This is a genomic window from Escherichia sp. WS1451 (genome assembly GCF_046487365.1).
GTDB classification, from domain to species: domain Bacteria; phylum Pseudomonadota; class Gammaproteobacteria; order Enterobacterales; family Enterobacteriaceae; genus Escherichia; species Escherichia coli.
On sequence record NZ_JBJQJP010000003.1, the window covers coordinates 213,214 to 236,129 of the forward strand.

Annotated in this window: 23 protein-coding genes and 1 other RNA gene; 15 read left to right on the top strand and 9 right to left on the bottom strand. The window is 48.9% G+C overall.

The window, feature by feature from the left end; genetic code table 11:
• Positions 1 to 5: 5 nt before the first annotated feature.
• From tdcC to tdcA, 3 genes are all read right to left on the bottom strand, one after another.
• Positions 6 to 1,337: a threonine/serine transporter TdcC gene (gene tdcC / locus ACJHX7_RS06335; RefSeq protein WP_000107721.1), complete on the bottom strand. Its 1,332-nt coding sequence runs from the start codon at positions 1,335 to 1,337 to the stop codon at positions 6 to 8.
• Between the two features lie 21 nt (positions 1,338 to 1,358).
• A complete protein-coding gene (tdcB, locus tag ACJHX7_RS06340) occupies positions 1,359 to 2,348 on the bottom strand; it encodes a bifunctional threonine ammonia-lyase/L-serine ammonia-lyase TdcB (RefSeq protein ID WP_000548347.1) in 990 nt (329 codons plus the stop codon).
• 98 nt (positions 2,349 to 2,446) lie between these two features.
• Positions 2,447 to 3,385 carry a transcriptional regulator TdcA gene (tdcA, locus tag ACJHX7_RS06345; RefSeq protein WP_000104211.1) on the bottom strand — a complete coding sequence of 313 codons (939 nt, stop codon included), beginning with the start codon at positions 3,383 to 3,385 and terminating at the stop codon, positions 2,447 to 2,449.
• Positions 3,386 to 3,699: 314 nt separating this feature from the next.
• Between tdcA and tdcR the strand changes: the two genes are divergently transcribed.
• The 3 genes from tdcR (at position 3,700) to ACJHX7_RS06360 (ending at position 5,922) form a co-directional block, all read left to right on the top strand.
• A complete protein-coding gene (tdcR, locus tag ACJHX7_RS06350) occupies positions 3,700 to 3,918 on the top strand; it encodes a transcriptional activator TdcR (RefSeq protein ID WP_135143344.1) in 219 nt (72 codons plus the stop codon).
• 255 nt (positions 3,919 to 4,173) lie between these two features.
• Complete coding sequence (yhaB, locus tag ACJHX7_RS06355; protein ID WP_000675735.1) at positions 4,174 to 4,713, top strand: protein YhaB; 540 nt, start codon at positions 4,174 to 4,176, stop codon at positions 4,711 to 4,713.
• A 21-nt stretch (positions 4,714 to 4,734) separates the two neighbouring features.
• The gene (locus ACJHX7_RS06360) at positions 4,735 to 5,922 is read left to right on the top strand and encodes a YhaC family protein (protein WP_094029909.1); all 1,188 of its coding nucleotides are present in this window, start codon (positions 4,735 to 4,737) and stop codon (positions 5,920 to 5,922) included.
• A 221-nt stretch (positions 5,923 to 6,143) separates the two neighbouring features.
• Here ACJHX7_RS06360 and rnpB read toward each other — a convergent pair.
• The 5 genes from rnpB to garP form a co-directional block, all read right to left on the bottom strand.
• Positions 6,144 to 6,520: RNase P RNA component class A (gene rnpB / locus ACJHX7_RS06365), an RNA gene on the bottom strand.
• 32 nt (positions 6,521 to 6,552) lie between these two features.
• On the bottom strand, positions 6,553 to 7,698 hold the full coding sequence (gene garK, locus ACJHX7_RS06370; protein WP_094029908.1) for a glycerate 2-kinase: 1,146 nt from the start codon (positions 7,696 to 7,698) through the stop codon (positions 6,553 to 6,555).
• A 96-nt stretch (positions 7,699 to 7,794) separates the two neighbouring features.
• Complete coding sequence (garR, locus tag ACJHX7_RS06375; RefSeq protein ID WP_094029947.1) at positions 7,795 to 8,685, bottom strand: 2-hydroxy-3-oxopropionate reductase; 891 nt, start codon at positions 8,683 to 8,685, stop codon at positions 7,795 to 7,797.
• A 29-nt stretch (positions 8,686 to 8,714) separates the two neighbouring features.
• Positions 8,715 to 9,485: a 2-dehydro-3-deoxyglucarate aldolase gene (gene garL, locus ACJHX7_RS06380; protein WP_001058227.1), complete on the bottom strand. Its 771-nt coding sequence runs from the start codon at positions 9,483 to 9,485 to the stop codon at positions 8,715 to 8,717.
• Between the two features lie 15 nt (positions 9,486 to 9,500).
• Positions 9,501 to 10,835 (bottom strand): galactarate/glucarate/glycerate transporter GarP, encoded by a 1,335-nt coding sequence (gene garP / locus ACJHX7_RS06385; protein WP_000599651.1) that lies wholly within the window; start codon positions 10,833 to 10,835, stop codon positions 9,501 to 9,503.
• Between the two features lie 374 nt (positions 10,836 to 11,209).
• Here garP and garD point away from each other — a divergent pair, with 374 nt between their 5' ends.
• The 3 genes from garD to yhaV all read left to right on the top strand — a co-directional run bounded on the left by garD (position 11,210) and on the right by yhaV (position 13,729).
• The gene (gene garD / locus ACJHX7_RS06390; protein ID WP_001273758.1) at positions 11,210 to 12,781 is read left to right on the top strand and encodes a galactarate dehydratase; all 1,572 of its coding nucleotides are present in this window, start codon (positions 11,210 to 11,212) and stop codon (positions 12,779 to 12,781) included.
• Between the two features lie 148 nt (positions 12,782 to 12,929).
• Positions 12,930 to 13,265 (top strand): type II toxin-antitoxin system antitoxin PrlF, encoded by a 336-nt coding sequence (prlF, locus tag ACJHX7_RS06395; RefSeq protein WP_094029907.1) that lies wholly within the window; start codon positions 12,930 to 12,932, stop codon positions 13,263 to 13,265.
• The gene (gene yhaV, locus ACJHX7_RS06400) at positions 13,265 to 13,729 is read left to right on the top strand and encodes a type II toxin-antitoxin system ribonuclease toxin YhaV (protein ID WP_000347273.1); all 465 of its coding nucleotides are present in this window, start codon (positions 13,265 to 13,267) and stop codon (positions 13,727 to 13,729) included. Before prlF ends, yhaV begins: the two co-directional genes overlap by 1 nt.
• Positions 13,730 to 13,783: 54 nt before the next feature.
• Here yhaV and agaR read toward each other — a convergent pair whose 3' ends face one another.
• Positions 13,784 to 14,593 carry an aga operon transcriptional regulator AgaR gene (gene agaR, locus ACJHX7_RS06405; protein WP_000072187.1) on the bottom strand — a complete coding sequence of 270 codons (810 nt, stop codon included), beginning with the start codon at positions 14,591 to 14,593 and terminating at the stop codon, positions 13,784 to 13,786.
• 248 nt (positions 14,594 to 14,841) lie between these two features.
• Here agaR and kbaZ point away from each other — a divergent pair, with 248 nt between their 5' ends.
• From kbaZ to agaB, 9 genes are all read left to right on the top strand, one after another.
• On the top strand, positions 14,842 to 16,122 hold the full coding sequence (kbaZ, locus tag ACJHX7_RS06410) for a tagatose-bisphosphate aldolase subunit KbaZ (protein ID WP_410231546.1): 1,281 nt from the start codon (positions 14,842 to 14,844) through the stop codon (positions 16,120 to 16,122).
• A gap of 22 nt (positions 16,123 to 16,144) precedes the next feature.
• Complete coding sequence (agaV, locus tag ACJHX7_RS06415; RefSeq protein ID WP_001295547.1) at positions 16,145 to 16,618, top strand: PTS N-acetylgalactosamine transporter subunit IIB; 474 nt, start codon at positions 16,145 to 16,147, stop codon at positions 16,616 to 16,618.
• 10 nt (positions 16,619 to 16,628) lie between these two features.
• Positions 16,629 to 17,408 carry a PTS N-acetylgalactosamine transporter subunit IIC gene (agaW, locus tag ACJHX7_RS06420; protein WP_000406214.1) on the top strand — a complete coding sequence of 260 codons (780 nt, stop codon included), beginning with the start codon at positions 16,629 to 16,631 and terminating at the stop codon, positions 17,406 to 17,408.
• Positions 17,398 to 18,276 (top strand): PTS N-acetylgalactosamine transporter subunit IID, encoded by an 879-nt coding sequence (gene agaE, locus ACJHX7_RS06425; RefSeq protein ID WP_001295548.1) that lies wholly within the window; start codon positions 17,398 to 17,400, stop codon positions 18,274 to 18,276. The genes agaW and agaE overlap by 11 nt, the downstream gene beginning before the upstream one ends.
• A 17-nt stretch (positions 18,277 to 18,293) precedes the next feature.
• Positions 18,294 to 18,728, top strand: a complete 435-nt coding sequence (agaF, locus tag ACJHX7_RS06430; protein ID WP_000948824.1) for a PTS galactosamine/N-acetylgalactosamine transporter subunit IIA — start codon at positions 18,294 to 18,296, stop codon at positions 18,726 to 18,728.
• Positions 18,725 to 19,858 carry an N-acetylglucosamine-6-phosphate deacetylase gene (nagA, locus tag ACJHX7_RS06435; protein WP_001346706.1) on the top strand — a complete coding sequence of 378 codons (1,134 nt, stop codon included), beginning with the start codon at positions 18,725 to 18,727 and terminating at the stop codon, positions 19,856 to 19,858. The genes agaF and nagA overlap by 4 nt, the downstream gene beginning before the upstream one ends.
• Before the next feature lie 349 nt (positions 19,859 to 20,207).
• A complete protein-coding gene (locus ACJHX7_RS06440; protein ID WP_094029905.1) occupies positions 20,208 to 21,362 on the top strand; it encodes an AgaS family sugar isomerase in 1,155 nt (384 codons plus the stop codon).
• A gap of 12 nt (positions 21,363 to 21,374) precedes the next feature.
• A complete protein-coding gene (kbaY, locus tag ACJHX7_RS06445; RefSeq protein WP_000022773.1) occupies positions 21,375 to 22,235 on the top strand; it encodes a tagatose-bisphosphate aldolase subunit KbaY in 861 nt (286 codons plus the stop codon).
• Positions 22,236 to 22,401: 166 nt separating this feature from the next.
• Entirely contained in the window at positions 22,402 to 22,878 is a 477-nt protein-coding gene (agaB, locus tag ACJHX7_RS06450; protein WP_000098022.1) for a PTS galactosamine transporter subunit IIB, read from the top strand.
• The last annotated feature ends 38 nt before the right edge of the window (positions 22,879 to 22,916 follow it).

Below are 22,916 nucleotides of genomic sequence, written 5' to 3' on the forward strand. Positions count from 1 at the left end.
ACGGATTAAAACAGTTTGTATACGATGTTCAGGATGGTCAGCAGACCAATCACGGTAACAAACACGTTATCCAGACGACCACGGTATTTCGCCAGAGACGGCGCTTTACGGATGGCATACATCGGCAACAGGCACAGCAGGGATGCGATAATCGGTGCGCCCATGGCTTCAATCAGGTCGAGGATGTTCGGGTTGGCGTAGGCAACAACCCAGGTGGAGCCCATGATGAAGATCATGCTGAGAGTATTCAGTTTACCCAGCGACACTTTGGTTTTGTCACCTTTATAACCGAACTTCAGAATCAGGCCATTCAAGCCTTCCAGCGTCCCCAGATAGTGACCGAAGAAAGATTTGAAGATAGCCACGAGTGCGATGATGGAAGCCGCATATTCCAGTGTAATCGCGAACGTTGTTTTGGTACCGGTCATGGACGCAAAGTGGTTAGCCAGATAAGAAAGCACTGGAATATTCTGCGCTTTGGCTTCCGCCATGTTGGCCGGAGACAGCGTAAACAGGCAGCTAAAGGCAAAGAACATCACCACTGCAACCATCAGCATGCTGGCACGAGAAATGATTTGGGAACATTTACGTTCGGTGAAGTCGCGACCGAAGTCTTTCTCATACTCTTCACGTTTAGAAACCACGAAGGAAGAGACGATTGGCGAGAAGTTAAAGGAGAAAACCATGATGGAAATCCCCAGCCAGACAGTGATCAGGATACCGTCATGACCAGTTAACGACAGCGAACCGAGGTCAACCTGGTCGATAACTGCAGAGTTCCAGTAAGGGATCAGCGACAGAGAAATCAGCACCAGGCTGGCGATAAACGGCCATACCAGGTAGCTCATCACTTTAACCATCAGATCCTTACCAAACCAGATGACGAAAGCCATCAGCAGCAACAGGAACAGCGCCACAAAGCCGCGATTCAGCGGTGCAAAGCCGAGCTGGTTTTCCCAGAACGTCATAAAGGTATTGGTAATAGTAACGCCATAAATCCACAGCAGTGGGCAAATCGCGAAGAAGTACAGGAACGTGATAACCACGCCGCCAGTTTTACCAAAATGCTCTTCCACCGTTTCCGTAATGTTGCCGGAAGGGTTAGAGCCAGAAAGACACAGACGCGCCAGCGCCCGGTGGCAATAAAACGCGATGGGGTATGCCAATACCAACATCAGAAGAATCGGGATCAGTCCGCCAAAACCTGCGCGGATAGGGAAGAACAGCACCCCGGCGCCGATTGCCGTACCAAACAAGCCTAACGTCCATGTGGTATCTGATTTACGCCAGGACGATTGTTTTGTCTGGCTGGATACAATGCTATCTGAAGTACTCATATCCTATCCTCAACGAATTAATTAAGCGTCAACGAAACCGGTGATTTGAGAGACGCGAGAAAGATCGATATTGCCGCCGGAAATAATACTGACGGTTTTTCTGTTTTGAATATATTGGTCTAATTTACCGCTTAATAATGCAGCACATGCCAGAGCGCCTGCGCCTTCGGTGACGACTTTATTGCGCTGAATTAAGGCAATCATACTGTTTCTGATTTCGTCTTCGCTGACCAGCACGATGTCATCGACTAATTCACGAACGATTTCGTAAGTTAAATTACCCGGGCGGGAGACATCACAACCATCCGCCAGGGTGCCGGTAGTTCGGTGCGTGGTTATTTCTCCGGAGTGGAAAGAAGCCGCCATGCCGTGAACGTTTTCAGACTGTACGCCAATAACACGGATGGTCGGGTTAATAGATTTAATTGCCACCGCAATACCAGCAATTAAACCGCCACCACCAATTGGCACAATCACGTTATCGACATCATAGAGATCTTCCATAATTTCCAGACCAATCGTTCCCTGGCCAGCAATCACTTTCGGATCATCGTAAGGTGGGATAAAAATACGGCCTTCCATTTCGACAATTTCGCTCACTTTAGCGATAGTGTCGTTGAAGTTATCACCATGCAGAACGACTTCTGCGGAGTAGTCGCACGTTGCCGCTACTTTGGATTTTGGCGCACCTTTTGGCATCACCACTTTACCGTCGATGCCCAGCATCGCGCAGGAGAGGGAAACCCCTTGCGCATGGTTGCCCGCAGAACAGGCCACCACGCCTTTGCGTTTTTCCGCATCGGTCAGTGAACTTAATTTATTAAATGCGCCACGAATTTTAAATGAACCCGTACGCTGCATATTTTCAAACTTCAGGAATATTTCACCTTTGCAACGTTCACTAAAATAGTTGGAGCGAGGCATGCCTGTTTTATAAATTCGCCCAGCCAGTCGTTGTTTCGCTTCAATAATGTCATCAATAGCAACCGGCAGATCGTATGTAATATGCATTATAAAACCTCTTCGCCTGAATTAAATATGTAGGTAACCGTAACCGACACCTGCAAGACAGACAGGTGGATTATTTATGTTTAAATAAAAACAAATAACTAACCAACTTCTATTAATTGCCTTCGTCTACACCCATTATAAGATGAATACTCTTTGGCTAATTCCACCAAAACCGATGCTGCTTTTTTAATACGATAATTTTTCGACCATACCGCGGCATATTGTGCCACAGGTAATGTTTCTTCAACCGGAATAGTAATAAATTGATTAGAACCAAAAGGTGATGTCATATCACATGGAATTACAGTTAAGAAATCAGCATTGAGAACAAGATTATAAATTGTCACGACTGAGTCGGTTTTAACGATGTTTTCAATACTGATGCCATTTCTTTGTAACGTAGTAAGCAGCTCGCTGTAGTACCCCATATTGGTTTGTGGCAACACCCACTGTTCGTTCTTCAACGACTCCAGCGTGGTGGTGCCGGTGCATGTTCGGGACTTACTGGCTACCAGCACAAACTCGGACTCGAACAGCGGCTCAACATGTAAATCCTGAAGCTTCATTTCTGCACTTAACGTACCAATCGCAAAATCCAGTCGACCGTCGCGGATTGCCGGTAAGAACGAAGACAGTTGCGCTTCATACATAGAAACCTGCGCTTTCGGGAACACCTCTTTGAACTTGTTGATCATCCCTGACATAAAAGTAAAACCAATCAATGAAGGAAAACCAAATGAGACTTCCACCACCGCCTCAGAAGACATACCGCTTATCTCATTAACCATATTTTTCATTTCACGGGTAATGGATTCGGAACGAGAGAGTAACAATTGACCGGCAGGTGTTAATGTTACACCGGTATTTTTCCGCACCACTAATTCCACACCAAAATAATCTTCAATATCGTTAATGATTTTACTGACGGCCGGTTGAGTTAACCCTAATTCTTTTGCAGCCGAGCCGATAGAACCACTTCTAATGACTTCCTGAAAGACTACCAGGTGCTGCGTTTTCGGAAGAAGAATAGTGCTCATAACGACCTACGTTAATTACCTCATTGACGGCATGAAGTGTATCAAAATGAAATGAACAGGATATGTGCGACCACTCACAAATTAACTTTCAATACTTTCCAGGGTAACTTCACGTCAATTAAATACCTTTAAATATCAATAAGTTAAAGTATAAAAATCAGCATAAACCCTGATTTTTGTCAAAAAAAATGACGGGGATAACCATATTTTATGGCGATAACATCATTCGTTATGTGGTTAATACAAAAAAGGGGCTGAGACCATATTTCAAGCAATTACCGGATAATTACCAGGCAAAATTTGAGTTAAATTTAATGAGCAAGTTCTCAAATTTTATTATAAATAAACCATTTTCAGCGATAAATAATGCGGCACGTCACATTTTTTCACGCTATTTGTTGGAGAACAAACATTTATTTTATCAATATTTTAAAATTTCGAATACAGGTATTGATCATCTCGAACAATTGATTAACGTCAACTTTCTCCCTCATGACAGGACGTCATTTTGTGAATGCAATCGTTTTCCATAAATTCTTCTCCCCTCATAGGTGACGAATAGCATTTTGTGTTGAGGATCACAAAACGAATAATTGCTGGTCGCCGCGATAAGGTCAGCCAAAGACAACAAGGGGAATTTTCACAGAGCTTTTGATCGGCGTAGGCCACAGAATGTTGCTTCGTTTACTGTAATGCCGGGTAAATGAGCGTTTTTTGATAGTGCGAAAGTGCCGTGCGAGGAAAATAAACATCTATTATTGTTTGTCATGATGACAAGGCAGGCATCAATGAAAGGCTTCCCAATTGCACATATTTTTCACCCTTCAATCCCGCCAATGCACGCAGTGGTTAACAATCACAACAGAAATATTGATTATTGGACGGTAAAAAGAAAGTTTGCAGAAATTGTCTCCACCAATGACGTTAATAAAATATACAGTATAAGTAATGAACTGCGGAGAGTATTATCTGCAATTACTGCATTGAATTTCTATCAAGGCGATATTCCTTCTGTCATGATCCGAATCCAACCGGAAAATATGAGTCCATTCATCATAGATATTTCTACAGGAGAACATGACGATTATATCATACAAACATTAGATGTAGGCACTTTTGCACCTTTTGGTGAACAATGTATTTGCTCAGCCGTCAATAAAAAAGAGCTGGAATGTATTAAGGAGACGATTTCTAAGTATTGTGCAAAATTCACCCGAAAAGAAGCCATCTTAACACCTCCTGCGCACTTTAATAAAACCAGCATTACTTCAGATTGTTGGCAAATTCTCTTTTTTTCACCCGATCATTTTAATAATTATTTTTATTGATTATTTATAAAGGATAAAATAATGTTCCCTGTTTCATCAATTGGTAATGATATTAGTAGTGATTTAGTCCGTCGAAAAATGAATGATCTTCCTGAAAGCCCCATAGTTAATAACCTCGAAGCACTAGCACCAGGTATAGAAAAACTAAAACAGACCTCTATTGAAATGGTCACTTTACTTAACGCGTTACAACCAGGTGGGAAATGCATTATCACTGGTGATTTTCAAAAAGAATTAGCGTACTTACAAAATGTAATTCTTTATAATGATTCGTCTCTTCGTCTGGATTTTTTTGGTTATAACGCCCGAATTATTCAACGATCAGACAATACCTGTGAACTTACAATTAATGAACCGTTAAAAAACCAGGAAATATCCACAGGCAATATCAATGTTAATTGCCCATTGAAAGACATTTACAATGAAATCAGGAGGTTGAACGTAATCTTTAGTTGTGGTAGTGGAGGTATAGTTGATCTATCCTCTCTGGACTTACGGAATGTCGATTTAGAACTTTATGATTTTACAGATAAACATATGGCCAATACAATTTTAAATCCTTTTAAATTGGATGACACAGATTTTACTAATGCCAACATGTTTCAGGTAAATTTCGTTAGTTCAAAACAAAACGCCACAATCTCATGGGATTATTTACTAAAAATAACGCCTGTTATAACAAGCATTAACGATATGTATTCTGAAGAAAAAATTAAGCTTGTCGAAAGTTGTTTAAATGCGCTTGGAGATATTACCGAAGAACAATTAAAAATCATGAGACTTGCAATTATAGAATCTATACCAAGAGCAGCTCTAACAGATCAATTAGAAAATGAATTAACAAAAGAAATATATAAAAGCTCATCGAAAATTAACAATTACTTGAACAGAATTAAATTACCAGAGATGAAAGGATTCTCATCAGGAAAAATAGATTATTACATCGATATAATCATTAAAGATTATGAAAGCGTCAAAGAAAATGCTTATCTTATCGATCCAAAAATTAATTACAATACAGATTTAAACATAGAGGATTCTAGCTCAGAGGAATTCCTTTCAGATAATACACTAGAGAAAGACGAAAATTCTCATGGCAATTGCTTTGAGGTCGTAAAATATAACACATATGAAGCTTATAACTCAGAGAAGCAATATTTTACCAGAGAGGACTATACGTATGATTACGACCTTTTAAATGCAATATAGACTTAATAATTTCTTACAAAGTCTATTATTAATACCGTAAATATTTATTCATCTTACACTATGCTCCAAAAAGCAAAAACCCGCCGAAGCGGGTTTTTACGTAAAACAGGTGAAACTGACCGATAAGCCGCTTTCTTTTGGGTATAGCGTCGTGGACAGTCATTCATCTTTCCGCTCCTCCGAAAAGCAAAAACCCGCCGAAGCGGGTTTTTACGTAAAACAGGTGAAACTGACCGATAAGCCGGGTTCTGTCGTGGACAGTCATTCATCTAGGCCAGCAATCGCTCACTGGCTCAAGCAGCCTACCCGGGTTCAGTACGGGCCGTACCTTATGAACCCCTATTTGGCCTTGCTCCGGGTGGAGTTTACCGTGCCACGGACTGTTACCAGCCGCGCGGTGCGCTCTTACCGCACCCTTTCACCCTTACCTGATCCCGCTTGCGCGGGCCATCGGCGGTTTGCTCTCTGTTGCACTGGTCGTGGGTTTCCCCCCCAGGCGTTACCTGGCACCCTGCCCTATGGAGCCCGGACTTTCCTCCCCTCCGCCCGTCTCCCCCGAAGAGGACGACGACGAAGCGGCGACTGTCTGGTCAGCTTCGGCGCGCAGTATAGAGGGTTTGCGCGCCCTTGTCACCCCGCGTTGCGCATTCCAATCGCCAGTGTCGCGGCGATATTACGTGAAGCACGGTAAATATTGTCATAAGCCCCGCGGAATGCTTCGTCCAACGTACCAATACTGTTCAATACGCTGAAGACCGCATCAATGCCATGCTGATGTACAACGCCAACATCATTGGTCAGGCTACCCGCAATGCCAATCACCGGTTTATGGTACTTTTTCGCCACGTTTGCGACGCCAATCGGAACCTTGCCGTGTATACTCTGGCTGTCAATACGCCCTTCACCGGTGATCACCAGCGTACAATCGTGAATATGTTCCTCCAGATTCAGCGCCGTAGTGACGATTTCAATACCGCTTTTCAGTTCCGCACCAAGAAACGCCATTAGCGCCGCGCCCATACCACCCGCAGCTCCTGCGCCGGGGACATCTTTCACATCAACATGCAGCGCTTTTTTAATGACATCGGCATAGTGAGAGAGGTTATTGTCCAGCTCAACAATCATCGCTTCACTGGCTCCCTTTTGTGGGCCAAAGATGCGCGATGCGCCGTTATCGCCCACCAGCGGATTGGTGACATCACAAGCGACGCGAATGACGCAATCTTTTAAGCGCGGATCGAGGCCGGAAATATCAATATCATTCAGAGTATTAAGACTACCGCCGCCAAAACCAATTTCATTGCCGTTGGCGTCGCATAATTTCGCCCCCAGCGCCTGTACCATGCCTGCACCGCCATCATTTGTAGCGCTACCGCCAATGCCGATAATAATGTTTGTCGCGCCGCTCTCCAGCGCCTGCAGAATTAACTCGCCTGTGCCGCGTGAAGTGGTCACGAGTGGATCACGTTTTTCCGCAGGTACCAGCTCCAGCCCACTGGCCGCCGCCATTTCAATAAACGCGGTTTTGCCATCGCCGGAGATCCCCCAACTGGCATTCACCTTCTCGCCCAGCGGCCCTGTAACCCAGGCGTGACGTTCGGAACCCTGGGTGGCTGCAATCATCGCTTCCACCGTTCCTTCACCACCGTCGGCAACAGGAACAGAAACGTACTGTGCATCAGGAAAAATTTCCCGAAATCCTTTTTCTATCGCCTGCGCAACCTCGCTGGCAGATAAACTTTCTTTATAAGAGTCTGGGGCGATTACGATTTTCATACCTATGCCTGTTACCACATGACGCCGGAGGGCGTTTCTCTTATTCGGCCTGGATTCCAGGCCCGGATTGCAATACGCCATCCGGGCACGACGTCATTAACGAGTAACTTCGACTTTCGCCAGTTTTTCGTAGTAGCACGCCAGGGCGCTATGATCTGCCGTTCCTAAACCATCTGCTCGCAGTGCCTGCATCATCTCCATAACCGCAGCTGTGAGCGGCAGTTGCGCGCCGACGCCGTGGGAAGTATCCAGCGCATTTGCCAGATCCTTAATATGCAGATCAATACGGAAGCCCGGCTTGAAGTTGCGGTCCATCACCATCGGCGCTTTGGCATCCAGCACGGTACTGCCCGCCAGTCCACCGCGAATTGCCTGATACACCAAATCCGGGTTAACGCCCGCTTTGGTTGCCAGAGTTAACGCTTCTGACATCGCGGCAATATTCAGCGCCACAATGACCTGATTCGCCAGTTTGGTAACGTTACCTGCACCAATTTCCCCGGTATGCACCACGGAACCCGCCATTGCTTTCATCAAATCATAGTATTTGTCGAAAATAGCCTTGTCGCCGCCCACCATCACTGACAGCGTACCGTCGATAGCTTTCGGTTCACCGCCGCTCACCGGAGCATCCAGCATATCAATGCCTTTCGCTTTCAGCGCTTCGCTGATTTCACGGCTTGCCAGCGGTGCGATAGAACTCATATCGATCAATACCGTACCAGGCTTCGCGCCTTCAATAATGCCATTCTCACCCAGCGTCACCTCTTTCACATGAGGGGAGTTTGGCAGCATGGTTATGATGACGTAGCACTGTTCAGCGATCGCTTTAGCCGTAGAGGCTGTTTCTGCACCTGCAGCAATCACGTCAGCAATAGCTTCTGGGTTACGGTCAGCAACCACCAGCGAGTAACCTGCTTTCAGAAGGTTTTTACTCATTGGTTTACCCATAATCCCCAGGCCAATAAAACCAACTTTCATAGTCATATCAATCATCTCTCTTATTGCGGTGGTGGTTATTTTTTAAAGGTATCAGCCAGTTTCTGAGTGGCAGAGCGGAAGACGCCGAGATCGCTGCCGACAGCCACAAACGTCGCCCCCCATTCCAGATAACGACGCGCATCGGCTTCGACCGGTGCGAGGATACCGCTGGGTTTGCCGTGCGCACTGGCACGGTTAAAAATATGCTGAATTGCTTTTTGTACATCCGGGTGCGAGGCATTGCCGAGATGGCCTAATGCCGCAGCCAGATCGCTGGGGCCGACGAAGATACCGTCTACGCCTTCGGTAGCGGCAATGGCATCGACGTTATCTACGCCCTGCTGACTTTCTATCTGGACCAGAATGGTGATGTTCTTGTTCGACTGAGCGAAATAATCCGCCACGGTGCCAAACATATTGGCGCGGTGAGAAACGGAGACGCCGCGAATGCCTTCCGGTGGGTAACGGGTTGATGCCACCGCCTGCTCTGCTTCCTCTTTTGTTTCTACAAAAGGAATCAGGAAGTTATAGAAACCGATATCCAGAAGACGCTTAATAATTACCGGCTCGTTGGTCGGCACTCGTACTACTGGCGCGCTGGCGCTGCCTTTCAGGGCCATTAACTGCGGAATAAACGTGGAGATATCGTTTGGCGCATGTTCGCCATCCAGCACCAGCCAGTCAAACCCAGCCAAACCAAGAACTTCAGTGCTAATCGGGTTAGAGAGTGCTGACCAGCAACCAATTTGTACCTGTTTCGCAGCCAGTGCGGCTTTGAATTTATTCGGGAAAACATCGTTATTCATCGCTTATACCTTTGCTTATTTCTGCAATTCCATACGTTTAATGTCGCCAACTACGAAGAGGTAGCAGACCATCGCCATCAGCGCTGAACATCCCACGAAAACCAGTGCTGCATTGAAGGAGTGCAATTCACTTACCAGGTAGCCAATCACCAGTGGAGTGACAATGGAGGCAACATTGCCAAAGACGTTAAAGACGCCGCCGCAGAGACCAACAATCTCTTTCGGCGCGGTGTCAGAAATCACTGGCCAGCCCAGCGCACCAAATCCTTTGCCAAAGAAAGCCAGCGCCATCAGCATGACCACCAGCGTGGTGTTGTTGGTGTAGTTACATAAGATGATGGTGGAAGCCAGCAACATTCCCAGCACAATCGGTAGCTTACGTGCCAGGGTCAGGGACAAACCGCGTTTGATCAGATAATCCGAGAAGACACCTCCCAGTACGCCGCCCGCAAAGCCACACAGTGCCGGAATCGAGGCGACCAGACCCACTTTCAGAATCGACATGCCTTTTTCCTGCACCAGATAAATTGGGAACCAGGTGAGGAAGAACCAGGTGATGGTGTTGATAAAATATTGTCCGAAAAATACGCCCAGCATCATGCGGTTAGAGAGCAATTGCTTGATGTAATGCAGTTTGGGACCGCTTGCTGCCGCACTGCCCGGCTTTTTGTGGTCCATATCGACCACCGCGCCATTTTCTGAGATAAACTTCAGCTCTTCCGCAGACATACGTGGGTGATCTGTCGGGTTATGAATCAACTTGATCCACAGCGCCGTCAGCACAAAACCAATCACCCCCATAACGGTGAAGACGTGCTCCCAGCCCCAGGCGAAAGTCAGCCAGCCAAGCAGCGGCGAAAAGAGCGCCAGCGAGAAATATTGCGCCGAGTTAAAGATGGCGGAGGCAGTTCCACGTTCTTTTGTCGGAAACCAGGCGGCGACAATACGGGCGTTCGCCGGGAATGATGGCGCTTCCGAGAACCCCAGCATAAAGCGCATAAAGAACATGGAGATCCCTGCCCAGGCCAGCGGGAACATATCAACAAAGCCTTGCAGGAAGGTGAACAGCGACCAGAAAAAGAGGCTGTAGGTGTAAACTTTTTTCGAGCCAAACTTATCAAGCAGCCAGCCGCCGGGAATTTGCATCAGCAGGTAGGCCCAGCCAAAAGCGGAGAAGATGTAACCCATCGAAACCGCACTTAACTGCAACTCTTTTGCCACTTCGGTACCAGCAATAGACAGCGTTGCACGATCGGCGTAGTTAACGGCGGTAACAATAAAAATAATCAGTAATATTAAATAGCGGGTATGCACGCCTTTCTTTTTTACGTCAACGGTGTCCAGAATCATTTTATTTACCTCGGGTACTTATGCTGATTTTTATTATTATGGGGAAGGTGTTATTTATGAGTTTTATTTATGCCGTTACGGCAATGAACTCGGGAATTAGTATAAGCAGCGCGAGAATAATAATCATTGTGCAAATGCTAATTTAATTAATACTATTTAAATATTATTTTGAGCATATGCACATAAGGTTGCGCGCTAAAGCACAGATTTGCGCTTTACCTTGCCGGACGGCACTGCAATCCCTGAAATAATTGACATTGATCACATTTCTGCGTTTAAACTCCTGACATTCTTATTTCACCCAATGAAGTCATTTATTTTTAAATGAGACCAGGTCCTCATTTTAATAACCCCTGGCTGGAGAATATTGCACAATGGCCAACATCGAAATCAGACAAGAAACGCCAACTGCGTTTTATATAAAAGTTCACGACACAGATAATGTGGCAATTATTGTTAATGATAATGGCCTGAAAGCAGGAACGCGTTTTCCGGATGGGCTGGAATTAATTGAACATATTCCCCAGGGGCATAAAGTCGCATTGCTGGACATTCCAGCTAATGGTGAAATTATTCGTTATGGCGAAGTGATTGGTTACGCCGTGCGCGCAATCCCACGCGGAAGCTGGATCGACGAATCAATGGTTGTACTACCGGAAGCGCCGCCGTTACACACGCTGCCACTGGCAACCAAAGTCCCGGAACCCTTACCGCCGCTGGAAGGATACACCTTTGAGGGCTATCGCAATGCCGATGGCAGCGTGGGCACTAAAAACCTGCTCGGCATCACCACCAGCGTCCACTGTGTAGCAGGCGTGGTGGACTATGTAGTAAAAATCATTGAACGCGATCTGCTACCGAAATACCCGAACGTCGATGGCGTGGTGGGGCTGAATCATTTGTACGGCTGTGGCGTGGCGATTAACGCACCGGCGGCAGTTGTGCCTATTCGTACCATCCACAATATTTCGCTGAACCCTAACTTTGGCGGCGAAGTAATGGTGATTGGTCTGGGTTGTGAAAAGTTGCAGCCTGAGCGCCTGCTGACTGGAACGGATGATGTGCAAGCTATTCCAGTAGAAAGCGCCAGCATTGTCAGTTTGCAGGATGAAAAGCATGTCGGCTTTCAGTCCATGGTCGAGGATATTTTGCAGGTCGCCGAACGCCATTTGCACAAACTGAATCGACGGCAGCGAGAAACCTGTCCGGCTTCAGAACTGGTTGTCGGCATGCAGTGCGGTGGCAGCGATGCGTTTTCTGGCGTAACGGCAAACCCGGCGGTTGGGTATGCGTCTGATCTACTGGTGCGCTGCGGCGCAACGGTGATGTTTTCAGAAGTCACGGAAGTGCGTGACGCGATCCATCTGCTGACACCACGCGCAGTGAACGAAGAGGTCGGCAAACGGCTGCTGGAGGAGATGGAGTGGTACGATAACTATCTCAATATGGGAAAAACCGACCGCAGCGCCAACCCTTCGCCGGGCAACAAGAAAGGCGGTCTGGCAAATGTGGTGGAGAAGGCACTCGGCTCCATTGCGAAATCGGGTAAAAGTGCGATTGTTGAAGTGCTGTCACCGGGTCAACGTCCGACCAAACGTGGATTAATTTACGCGGCCACACCTGCCAGCGATTTTGTCTGTGGTACTCAACAAGTGGCTTCGGGTATTACCGTACAAGTTTTCACCACCGGGCGCGGCACGCCATATGGCCTGATGGCAGTACCGGTCATTAAAATGGCAACACGTACTGAGCTGGCAAATCGTTGGTTTGACTTAATGGATATCAACGCGGGCACCATCGCCACCGGCGAAGAAACCATAGAAGAGGTAGGCTGGAAGCTGTTCCACTTTATTCTCGATGTCGCCAGCGGAAAGAAAAAAACTTTCTCGGATCAATGGGGACTGCATAACCAGCTGGCGGTGTTTAACCCGGCACCGGTGACCTGATTTCTTTTGGAACGTCCCTCGCAAAACATGGCCTTAGTGCCATGTTTTTATTGTTTAAAGTCCACACATCCATTAATAATGCATTTGCATTACCTTAGTTCAAGCTTATAATTTGAGCAGAAAACAGGCTGTAAAAGGACAGTGAATCATGCCCGCTAATGCTCGCTCTCACGCTGTACTGACCACTGAATCAAAGGTCACGATACGCGGACAAACAACTATCCCCGCGCCAGTGCGTAAGGCCTTAAAACTGAAGCCAGGCCTGGACAGCATTCATTACGAAATTCTGCCTGGTGGGCAAGTATTTATGTGCCGACTGGGAGATGAACAGGAGGATCATACTATGAATGCATTTTTGCGTTTTCTGGATGCAGATATCCAGAACAACCCGCAAAAAACTCGTCCATTCAACATTCAACAAGGAAAGAAACTTGTCGCTGGCATGGACGTCAACATTGATGATGAGATTGGCGACGACGAATAATGGATTTTCCACAAAGGGTTAATGGTTGGGCGCTATATGCTCATCCCTGTTTCCAGGAAACCTACGACGCTTTAGTTGCCGAAGTCGAGACATTAAAGGGAAAAGATCCTGAAAATTATCAGAGAAAAGCCGCCACAAAGTTATTGGCGGTAGTCCATAAAGTGATTGAGGAGCATATCACGGTCAATCCATCATCACCGGCATTCCGTCATGGCAAGTCGTTAGGCTCTGGGAAAAATAAAGACTGGTCACGGGTAAAATTTGGTGCTGGTCGTTATCGTCTCTTCTTTCGTTATAGTGAAAAAGAGAAAGTCATCATTCTGGGATGGATGAACGATGAAAACACTCTGCGCACCTACGGTAAAAAAACAGATGCCTATACCGTATTCAGCAAAATGTTAAAAAGAGGACATCCTCCTGCCGACTGGGAAACCCTCACCCGAGAGACAGAAGAAACCCATTGATGGTGTTCACAATGCCCGCCGAACGCATTCGTGTTGACCAGCGGGCACCCTTTCTCACTCCCCGACCAGAATCACTTCAACCCCAGCCTTTCGCAGGCCTTCCAGACTATCCGCAGGAATGCCTTCATCAACAATGATCATGTCGATACGTTGAGTATCAATGATCTTATGTAAACTGGAACGATTGAACTTACTGGAATCGGTGACCACGATGATCCGTTCCGCAACTTCGCACATCCGACGGTTTAAACGGGCTTCATCTTCATTATGCGTGCTGACGCCGCGCTCCAGATCGATCGCATCTACACCAAGAAACAGCATATCGAAGTGGTAATTTTGCAGCGATTGCTCAGCCTGATCACCGTAAAAAGATTGCGACTGACGGCGCAAATGCCCTCCGGTCATCAGCAGCTCAACGCCTTCCGCTTCCAGCAACGCATTAGCCACGTTCATACCGTTGGTCATCGCAATTACGTCGGTGTGCTTGCGCATCAGACGAGCAATCTCAAAAGTGGTGGTCCCGGAATCGAGGATCACCCGATGACCTGGCTGAATCAACTCAACGGCAGCTTTCGCAACGCTGCGTTTCATTGCGGTGTTCAGCGCGCTTTTATCTTCCACTGATGGCTCGACTGACGGCGTCGTGCTATCGCAGATCAACGCGCCGCCATAGGCACGCACAGCGATCCCCTGCTTTTCCAGAAACGCCAGATCGTTGCGGATCGTCACAGTAGATACGCCATACAATGCCGACAGATCGTTAACCTGCACACTTCCTTGCTGGCGCAGGCGTTGAATGATCTGCTCTCGTCGCTCACTGGTGCCTGTCACTCGCTTCTCGCCTGAAGCGTCGGTATTACTCATAGTAAGTCCTTTCGTAAAACTTTCGTTTCATTTCGTTTTGCCTATTAACGCCTTTCTATTAAGCAAATGCAAGCCCACCTTACCCATTGGCGCAAGCTACTCTCGTTTCAGTGGCTTTCATTATGTTTCTTTTGTGAATCAGATCAGAAAACTATTATCTTTCGTTTTATTTTTATCTCACCATGGCGCAGTATCAACTGAAACAAAACGAAAGATTAATATCGCAGTAATCTGAACTGGAGAGGAAAGTGAAACATCTGACAGAAATGGTGAGACAGCACAAAGAGGGCAAAACAAATGGGATTTATGCCGTTTGTTCCGCACATCCGCTGGTGCTGGAAGCTGCAATCCGCTACGCCAGTGCAAACCAAACGCCGTTACTGATTGAAGCAACCTCCAATCAGGTGGACCAGTTCGGCGGTTATACCGGAATGACGCCCGCCGATTTTCGCGGCTTTGTTTGTCAGCTCGCCGACTCGTTGAATTTCCCACAGGATGCGTTGATTCTGGGTGGCGACCATCTGGGGCCAAACCGCTGGCAAAACCTGCCTGCCACTCAGGCAATGGCCAATGCCGATGATTTGATTAAAAGCTACGTGGCGGCAGGATTCAAAAAAATTCACCTTGATTGCAGCATGTCCTGTCAGGACGATCCGATTCCCTTAACTGATGACATCGTGGCCGAACGCGCCGCTCGTCTGGCGAAAGTGGCGGAAGAAACCTGCCGTGAACATTTTGGCGCGGCCGATCTGGAGTATGTCATTGGTACCGAAGTGCCGGTGCCTGGCGGCGCGCATGAAACCTTAAGCGAGCTGGCGGTCACCACGCCGGATGCCGCCCGCGCCACACTGGAAGCCCATCGCCACGCCTTTGAAAAGCAGGGCCTGAATGCCATCTGGCCACGCATTATTGCCCTGGTGGTTCAACCCGGCGTCGAATTCGATCACACCAACGTTATTGATTATCAGCCAGCTAAAGCGACCGCCTTAAGCCAGATGGTCGAAAACTACGAAACGCTGATTTTCGAAGCGCACTCAACCGATTACCAAACGCCGCAATCGTTGCGCCAGCTGGTGATTGACCACTTTGCCATTCTGAAAGTTGGCCCGGCGCTGACCTTCGCCCTGCGTGAAGCTCTGTTCTCTCTGGCGGCGATTGAAGAAGAACTGGTACCAGCAAAAGCCTGTTCTGGTCTGCGTCAGGTGCTGGAAAACGTGATGCTCGACCGCCCGGAATACTGGCAAAGCCACTACCACGGTGACGGCAACGCGCGTCGTCTGGCGCGTGGTTATAGCTACTCGGATCGCGTGCGCTATTACTGGCCGGACAGCCAGATTGATGACGCTTTCGCTCATCTGGTTCGTAATCTGGCGGATTCACCAATTCCGCTACCGCTCATCAGCCAGTATTTGCCGCTGCAATACGTGAAAGTTCGCTCCGGCGAGCTGCAGCCAACACCACGGGAACTCATTATCAACCATATTCAGGACATCCTGGCGCAGTACCACACAGCCTGTGAAGGCCAATAAGCAAAACAAAGAGGAACACGCTATGCCAAATATTGTTTTAAGCCGGATTGATGAGCGTTTGATTCACGGTCAGGTCGGCGTTCAGTGGGTCGGATTTGCGGGGGCAAATCTGGTGCTGGTAGCCAACGATGAGGTTGCCGAAGATCCGGTACAACAAAACCTGATGGAAATGGTACTGGCAGAAGGGATCGCCGTACGTTTCTGGACGCTGCAAAAAGTCATCGACAACATTCATCGCGCCGCCGATCGACAGAAAATCCTGCTGGTTTGTAAAACACCTGCCGATTTCCTGACGCTGGTAAAAGGTGGCGTTCCGGTGAATCGCATTAACGTTGGCAATATGCACTACGCCAATGGCAAGCAACAAATCGCCAAAACGGTTTCTGTGGATGCGGGTGATATCGCAGCATTTAACGACCTGAAAGCCGCTGGGGTGGAATGCTTCGTTCAGGGCGTCCCGACAGAGCCTGCAGTGGACCTCTTTAAATTACTTTGAGGGATTCATCATGGAAATCAGTCTGTTGCAGGCATTCGCGTTGGGCATTATCGCCTTTATCGCTGGCCTGGATATGTTTAACGGCCTAACCCATATGCACCGCCCGGTGGTCCTCGGCCCGTTGGTCGGGCTGGTACTTGGCGATCTGCATACCGGTATTTTAACCGGCGGTACGCTGGAACTGGTGTGGATGGGGCTGGCCCCGCTGGCGGGCGCACAGCCGCCTAACGTGATTATCGGTACTATCGTCGGCACGGCGTTTGCCATTACTACTGGCGTGAAACCCGATGTCGCGGTCGGTGTCGCCGTACCTTTCGCTGTCGCAGTACAGATGGGGATTACCTTCCTGTTCTCGGTGATGTCCGGCGTGATGTCCCGATGCGACCGGATGGCGGAGAACGCCGATACTCGCGGCATTGAACGCGTGAACTATCTGGCACTGCTGGCACTCGGCACTTTCTATTTTCTCTGCGCTTTCCTGCCTATCTACTTCGGCGCGGAACATGCAAAAACCATCATTGATGTCCTGCCGCAACGATTAATCGACGGCCTCGGCGTCGCGGGCGGCATCATGCCAGCAATCGGTTTTGCCGTGTTGCTGAAAATCATGATGAAAAACGTCTACATCCCCTACTTCATCCTGGGCTTTGTTGCCGCAGCCTGGCTCAAGTTACCGGTGTTGGCTATTGCTGCCGCTGCGCTGGCGATGGCGCTGATCGACCTGCTGCGTAAATCTCCTGAACCGACTCAACCTGCGGCACAGAAAGAGGAATTTGAAGATGGCATCTAATCAAACCACCCTGCCGAACGTCAGCGAAAATGAAGAAACACTGCTGACTGGCGTCAATGAAAACGTGTATGAAGATCAGAGCATTGGCGCGGAGCTGACGAAAAAAGATATCAACCGCGTCGCCTGGCGTTCCATGTTGTTACAGGCTTCTTTCAACTACGAACGTATGCAGGCTTCCGGCTGGCTGTACGGCCTGCTGCCAGCACTGAAAAAGATCCACACTAATAAACGCGACCTGGCGCGCGCTATGAAGGGGCATATGGGTTTCTTCAATACCCATCCGTTTCTGGTGACGTTTGTTATCGGCATTATCCTTGCGATGGAGCGTTCTAAGCAGGACGTTAACAGTATTCAGAGCACCAAAATTGCCGTCGGTGCGCCGCTCGGCGGGATTGGCGATGCGATGTTCTGGCTAACGCTACTGCCGATTTGTGGCGGGATAGGTGCAAGCCTCGCGCTACAAGGCTCTATTCTTGGCGCTGTCGTCTTTATTGTGCTGTTCAACGTGGTGCACCTGGGGCTGCGTTTTGGTCTGGCGCATTATGCTTACCGCATGGGCGTGGCGGCGATTCCACTCATTAAAGCAAATACCAAAAAAGTCGGCCATGCGGCATCTATCGTTGGGATGACGGTAATCGGCGCGCTGGTGGCAACCTATGTTCGTTTAAGCACCACGCTGGAAATCACCGCGGGCGACGCAGTGGTTAAGTTACAGGCTGATGTTATCGACAAACTGATGCCAGCCTTCTTACCGCTGGTCTACACCCTGACCATGTTCTGGCTGGTACGCCGCGGCTGGAGTCCGCTGCGCCTGATTGCGGTTACCGTGGTTCTCGGCATCGTCGGTAAATTCTGCCATTTCCTTTAAATACAATGAGGTATTAGATGTTAAGTATTATTTTGACAGGGCATGGCGGATTTGCCAGCGGCATGGAAAAAGCAATGAAGCAAATTCTCGGTGAGCAATCGCAGTTTATCGCCATCGATTTTCCGGAAACCTCAAGCACCGCGCTGCTTACATCGCAGCTTGAAGAGGCCATCGCCCAACTGGATTGTGAAGACGGCATTGTTTTTCTGACGGATTTGCTGGGCGGCACGCCGTTTCGCGTAGCTTCAACGCTGGCGATGCAAAAACCGGGCTGTGAAGTGATCACCGGCACAAATTTGCAACTATTACTGGAAATGGTGCTGGAACGCGAAGGGTTAAGCGGTGAAGAGTTCCGTGTGCAGGCGCTGGAGTGTGGACACCGTGGGCTGACCAGTCTGGTGGACGAACTTGGTCGCTGCCATGAGGAATGTCCGGTCGAGGAAGGAATATGACACACGTTCTGCGCGCCAGAAGGCTGCTGACTGAAGAGGGATGGCTCGATGACCATCAGTTGCGTATTGCTGACGGTGTAATCGCAGCAATCGAACCGATTCCAGTGGGCGTGACTGAACGCGATGCGGAACTGCTCTGTCCCGCTTACATCGACACCCATGTACACGGTGGTGCGGGCGTTGATGTAATGGATGACGCGCCGGATGCGCTCGACAAGCTGGCAATGCACAAGGCACGCGAAGGTGTCGGCAGTTGGTTACCGACCACCGTAACCGCGCCGCTTAATACCATTCATGCGGCGCTGAAACGTATTGCTCTACGCTGCCAGCGTGGCGGACCTGGTGCGCAAGTGCTGGGGAGTTATCTCGAAGGACCGTACTTCACGCCGCAGAATAAAGGCGCGCATCCGCCGGAGCTGTTTCGCGAGCTGGAAATTGCCGAGCTGGATCAATTGATTGCCGTTTCTCAGCACACCTTGCGCGTAGTAGCGCTGGCACCAGAAAAAGAAGGGGCATTGCAGGCCATCCGCCATCTTAAACAGCAAAACGTACGGGTGATGCTGGGGCATAGCGCGGCGACCTGGCAACAAACCCGTGCCGCGTTTGACGCTGGTGCCGACGGCCTGGTGCATTGCTATAACGGGATGACAGGTTTACATCACCGCGAACCGGGGATGGTTGGCGCGGGATTAACGGACAAGCGCGCCTGGCTGGAACTGATAGCCGATGGTCATCATGTACATCCGGCGGCGATGTCGCTGTGTTGTTGCTGTGCGAAAGAGAGAATCGTGCTGATCACCGACGCGATGCAGGCAGCCGGGATGCCGGATGGTCGCTATACGTTATGTGGTGAAGAAGTGCAGATGCACGGTGGCGTTGTCCGTACCGCGTCCGGTGGGCTGGCGGGCAGTACGCTGTCTGTCGATGCGGCAGTGCGCAACATGGTCGAGTTGACGGGCGTAACGCCTGCGGAAGCCATCCATATGGCATCGCTGCATCCGGCGCGTATGCTGGGTGTTGATGGTGTTCTGGGATCGCTTAAACCGGGCAAACGCGCCAGCGTCGTTGCGCTGGATAGCGGGCTGCATGTGCAACAAATCTGGATTCAGGGTCAATTAGCTTCGTTTTGATGGTTTGCTCCTTTATTGGGCCTTCACTTCCCCCGTAAGGCCTTTCTTTTTCTTTCGTTGTGCTCTGTGCAGGGTGTCGGATGCGACGCTGACGCGTCTTCTTCGACCTACGGTACGCCGCATCCGGCAATCGGTGAACATAGCGACGTTATCACGCAATCCTTTAATCTTCCCTTGTCTTTTCTTTCAATGATCACAAATTTCGTTTTATTTCTTTTTTCTCCATTGAACTTTCAATTTCTTTTCTATAGATTTTAATCAACGAAAGACATCACCAAGTGAAATGAAACGAAAGGTAAGCGAAAGCGACAACGCCCGACGTCAAGTTCATCAGACTAAGGATTGAGTTATGCCAGAAAATTACACCCCTGCTGCTGCCGCAACCGGTACATGGACTGAAGAAGAGATCCGCCATCAGCCTCGCGCATGGATCCGTTCACTCACCAACATCGACGCGCTACGTTCCGCGCTCAATAACTTCCTTGAACCGTTACTGCGCAAAGAAAATCTGCGGGTAATCCTGACCGGAGCCGGAACCTCGGCATTTATCGGTGACATCATCGCGCCGTGGCTCGCCAGCCATACCGGTAAAAACTTCAGCGCCGTACCGACCACCGATCTGGTCACTAATCCGATGGACTACCTGAATCCAGCTCATCCGCTACTGTTGATCTCCTTCGGTCGATCCGGCAACAGCCCGGAAAGCGTCGCCGCCGTGGAACTGGCGAATCAGTTTGTACCGGAATGCTATCACCTGCCGATCACCTGCAACGAAGCGGGCGCTCTTTACCAAAACGCGATCAACAGCGACAACGCGTTTGCCCTGCTGATGCCCGCAGAAACGCACGATCGCGGCTTTGCGATGACCAGCAGCATTACCACCATGATGGCCAGCTGCCTCGCGGTTTTCGCACCTGAGACGATCAATAGCCAGAGCTTCCGCGACGTGGCGAATCGTTGCCAGGCGATCCTGACCTCACTGGGCGATTTCAGCGAAGGTGTGTTTGGTTACGCACCGTGGAAACGGATCGTTTATCTCGGCAGCGGTGGCTTACAGGGCGCAGCACGCGAGTCGGCGCTGAAAGTACTGGAACTGACGGCGGGTAAACTGGCGGCCTTTTATGATTCCCCGACCGGATTCCGCCATGGACCAAAATCGCTGGTCGATAACGAAACGCTGGTGGTGGTATTTGTCTCCAGCCACCCTTACACCCGTCAGTATGATCTTGATCTGCTGGCTGAACTTCGCCGCGATAACCAGGCGATGCGCGTAATCGCTATCGCCGCGGAAAGCAACGACGTTATTACCGCCGGTCCACATATCATCCTGCCGCCGTCCCGTCACTTTATCGACGTTGAGCAGGCATTTTGCTTCCTGATGTACGCCCAGACGTTTGCACTGATGCAGTCGCTGCACATGGGCAATACGCCGGATACCCCATCAGCCAGCGGCACCGTTAACCGCGTGGTGCAAGGCGTAATCATTCATCCGTGGCAGGCATAAGAGGATCGCATTATGAGCATTATCTCCACCAAATATCTGTTACAGGACGCCCAGGCCAATGGCTACGCGGTGCCTGCCTTTAACATTCATAACGCCGAGACGATCCAGGCGATCCTCGAAGTGTGCAGTGAAATGCGATCGCCGGTGATCCTCGCCGGGACGCCGGGGACCTTTAAACATATCGCGCTGGAAGAGATCTACGCCCTGTGTAGTGCCTATTCCACAACCTACAACATGCCACTGGCGCTGCATCTCGACCACCACGAATCGTTGGATGATATTCGCCGTAAAGTCCACGCAGGCGTGCGCAGTGCGATGATCGACGGCAGCCACTTCCCGTTTGACGAGAACGTGAAGCTGGTGAAATCGGTTGTCGACTTCTGCCACTCACAGGATTGCAGCGTGGAAGCAGAACTGGGCCGCCTGGGCGGTGTTGAAGATGACATGAGCGTTGACGCCGAAAGTGCATTCCTGACCGATCCACAAGAAGCTAAACGCTTTGTCGAACTGACTGGCGTCGACAGCCTGGCGGTAGCGATTGGTACGGCGCACGGCTTATACAGCAAAACGCCGAAGATTGATTTCCAGCGGCTGGCGGAAATTCGTGAAGTGGTGGATGTTCCTCTGGTGCTGCATGGTGCCAGCGATGTCCCGGATGAATTTGTCCGTCGCACTATTGAACTTGGCGTCACAAAAGTGAACGTTGCCACAGAATTAAAAATAGCCTTCGCTGGCGCGGTTAAAGCCTGGTTTGCGGAAAATCCGCAGGGTAATGATCCTCGTTATTATATGCGCGTCGGAATGGATGCGATGAAAGAAGTTGTCAGAAATAAAATTAATGTCTGTGGTTCAGCGAATCGAATTTCAGCATAATCATTAGTTTTTTATGATTTATCCCAATGTACTTCCCGATTAATATCGGGGAGTGCCTTAATGGAAAAGGAGATGACTAAACCTTAATAAATACATCAGTACAATATCGCAACAATAATATATTTAAAAAAATTATATTATTCAACTTTATGGTGAGGATTACACAATGAGCAGTCCAAATATTCTCTTAACCCGTATTGATAACCGTCTGGTTCACGGTCAGGTTGGCGTGACCTGGACATCCACCATCGGTGCGAATCTGTTGGTAGTCGTGGATGATGTTGTCGCTAACGATGATATTCAACAGAAATTAATGGGTATTACCGCAGAAACCTACGGCTTTGGCATTCGTTTCTTTACTATCGAAAAAACCATTAACGTCATCGGCAAAGCTGCACCGCATCAGAAGATCTTCCTGATTTGCCGTACGCCACAAACGGTACGTAAATTGGTAGAAGGTGGTATTGACCTGAAAGATGTCAACGTCGGCAATATGCATTTCTCGGAAGGGAAAAAGCAAATCAGCAGTAAAGTTTATGTCGATGACCAGGATCTCGCGGACTTACGTTTTATTAAACAACGTGGCGTGAATGTTTTCATTCAGGACGTCCCTGGCGATCAAAAAGAACAAATCCCTGACTAAATCTAAAATCGCCTTAATATTGGTTTGAGGTAATAAAA

Excerpts from the sequence above, each read along its gene's own strand:
- yhaB (WP_000675735.1), top strand. The coding sequence starts at position 4,174 with ATGAAAGGCTTCCCAATTGCACATATTTTTCACCCTTCAATCCCGCCA.
- tdcB (WP_000548347.1), bottom strand. The coding sequence starts at position 2,348 with ATGCATATTACATACGATCTGCCGGTTGCTATTGATGACATTATTGAA.
- agaB (WP_000098022.1), top strand. The coding sequence starts at position 22,402 with ATGAGCAGTCCAAATATTCTCTTAACCCGTATTGATAACCGTCTGGTT.
- agaV (WP_001295547.1), top strand. The coding sequence starts at position 16,145 with ATGCCAAATATTGTTTTAAGCCGGATTGATGAGCGTTTGATTCACGGT.
- tdcA (WP_000104211.1), bottom strand. The coding sequence starts at position 3,385 with ATGAGCACTATTCTTCTTCCGAAAACGCAGCACCTGGTAGTCTTTCAG.
- garD (WP_001273758.1), top strand. The coding sequence starts at position 11,210 with ATGGCCAACATCGAAATCAGACAAGAAACGCCAACTGCGTTTTATATA.
- tdcC (WP_000107721.1), bottom strand. The coding sequence starts at position 1,337 with ATGAGTACTTCAGATAGCATTGTATCCAGCCAGACAAAACAATCGTCC.
- agaF (WP_000948824.1), top strand. The coding sequence starts at position 18,294 with ATGTTAAGTATTATTTTGACAGGGCATGGCGGATTTGCCAGCGGCATG.
- garP (WP_000599651.1), bottom strand. The coding sequence starts at position 10,835 with ATGATTCTGGACACCGTTGACGTAAAAAAGAAAGGCGTGCATACCCGC.
- agaR (WP_000072187.1), bottom strand. The coding sequence starts at position 14,593 with ATGAGTAATACCGACGCTTCAGGCGAGAAGCGAGTGACAGGCACCAGT.
- garL (WP_001058227.1), bottom strand. The coding sequence starts at position 9,485 with ATGAATAACGATGTTTTCCCGAATAAATTCAAAGCCGCACTGGCTGCG.
- tdcR (WP_135143344.1), top strand. The coding sequence starts at position 3,700 with ATGAGCAAGTTCTCAAATTTTATTATAAATAAACCATTTTCAGCGATA.
- agaE (WP_001295548.1), top strand. The coding sequence starts at position 17,398 with ATGGCATCTAATCAAACCACCCTGCCGAACGTCAGCGAAAATGAAGAA.
- garR (WP_094029947.1), bottom strand. The coding sequence starts at position 8,685 with ATGACTATGAAAGTTGGTTTTATTGGCCTGGGGATTATGGGTAAACCA.
- garK (WP_094029908.1), bottom strand. The coding sequence starts at position 7,698 with ATGAAAATCGTAATCGCCCCAGACTCTTATAAAGAAAGTTTATCTGCC.
- yhaV (WP_000347273.1), top strand. The coding sequence starts at position 13,265 with ATGGATTTTCCACAAAGGGTTAATGGTTGGGCGCTATATGCTCATCCC.
- prlF (WP_094029907.1), top strand. The coding sequence starts at position 12,930 with ATGCCCGCTAATGCTCGCTCTCACGCTGTACTGACCACTGAATCAAAG.
- ACJHX7_RS06360 (WP_094029909.1), top strand. The coding sequence starts at position 4,735 with ATGTTCCCTGTTTCATCAATTGGTAATGATATTAGTAGTGATTTAGTC.
- kbaY (WP_000022773.1), top strand. The coding sequence starts at position 21,375 with ATGAGCATTATCTCCACCAAATATCTGTTACAGGACGCCCAGGCCAAT.
- ACJHX7_RS06440 (WP_094029905.1), top strand. The coding sequence starts at position 20,208 with ATGCCAGAAAATTACACCCCTGCTGCTGCCGCAACCGGTACATGGACT.
- agaW (WP_000406214.1), top strand. The coding sequence starts at position 16,629 with ATGGAAATCAGTCTGTTGCAGGCATTCGCGTTGGGCATTATCGCCTTT.
- nagA (WP_001346706.1), top strand. The coding sequence starts at position 18,725 with ATGACACACGTTCTGCGCGCCAGAAGGCTGCTGACTGAAGAGGGATGG.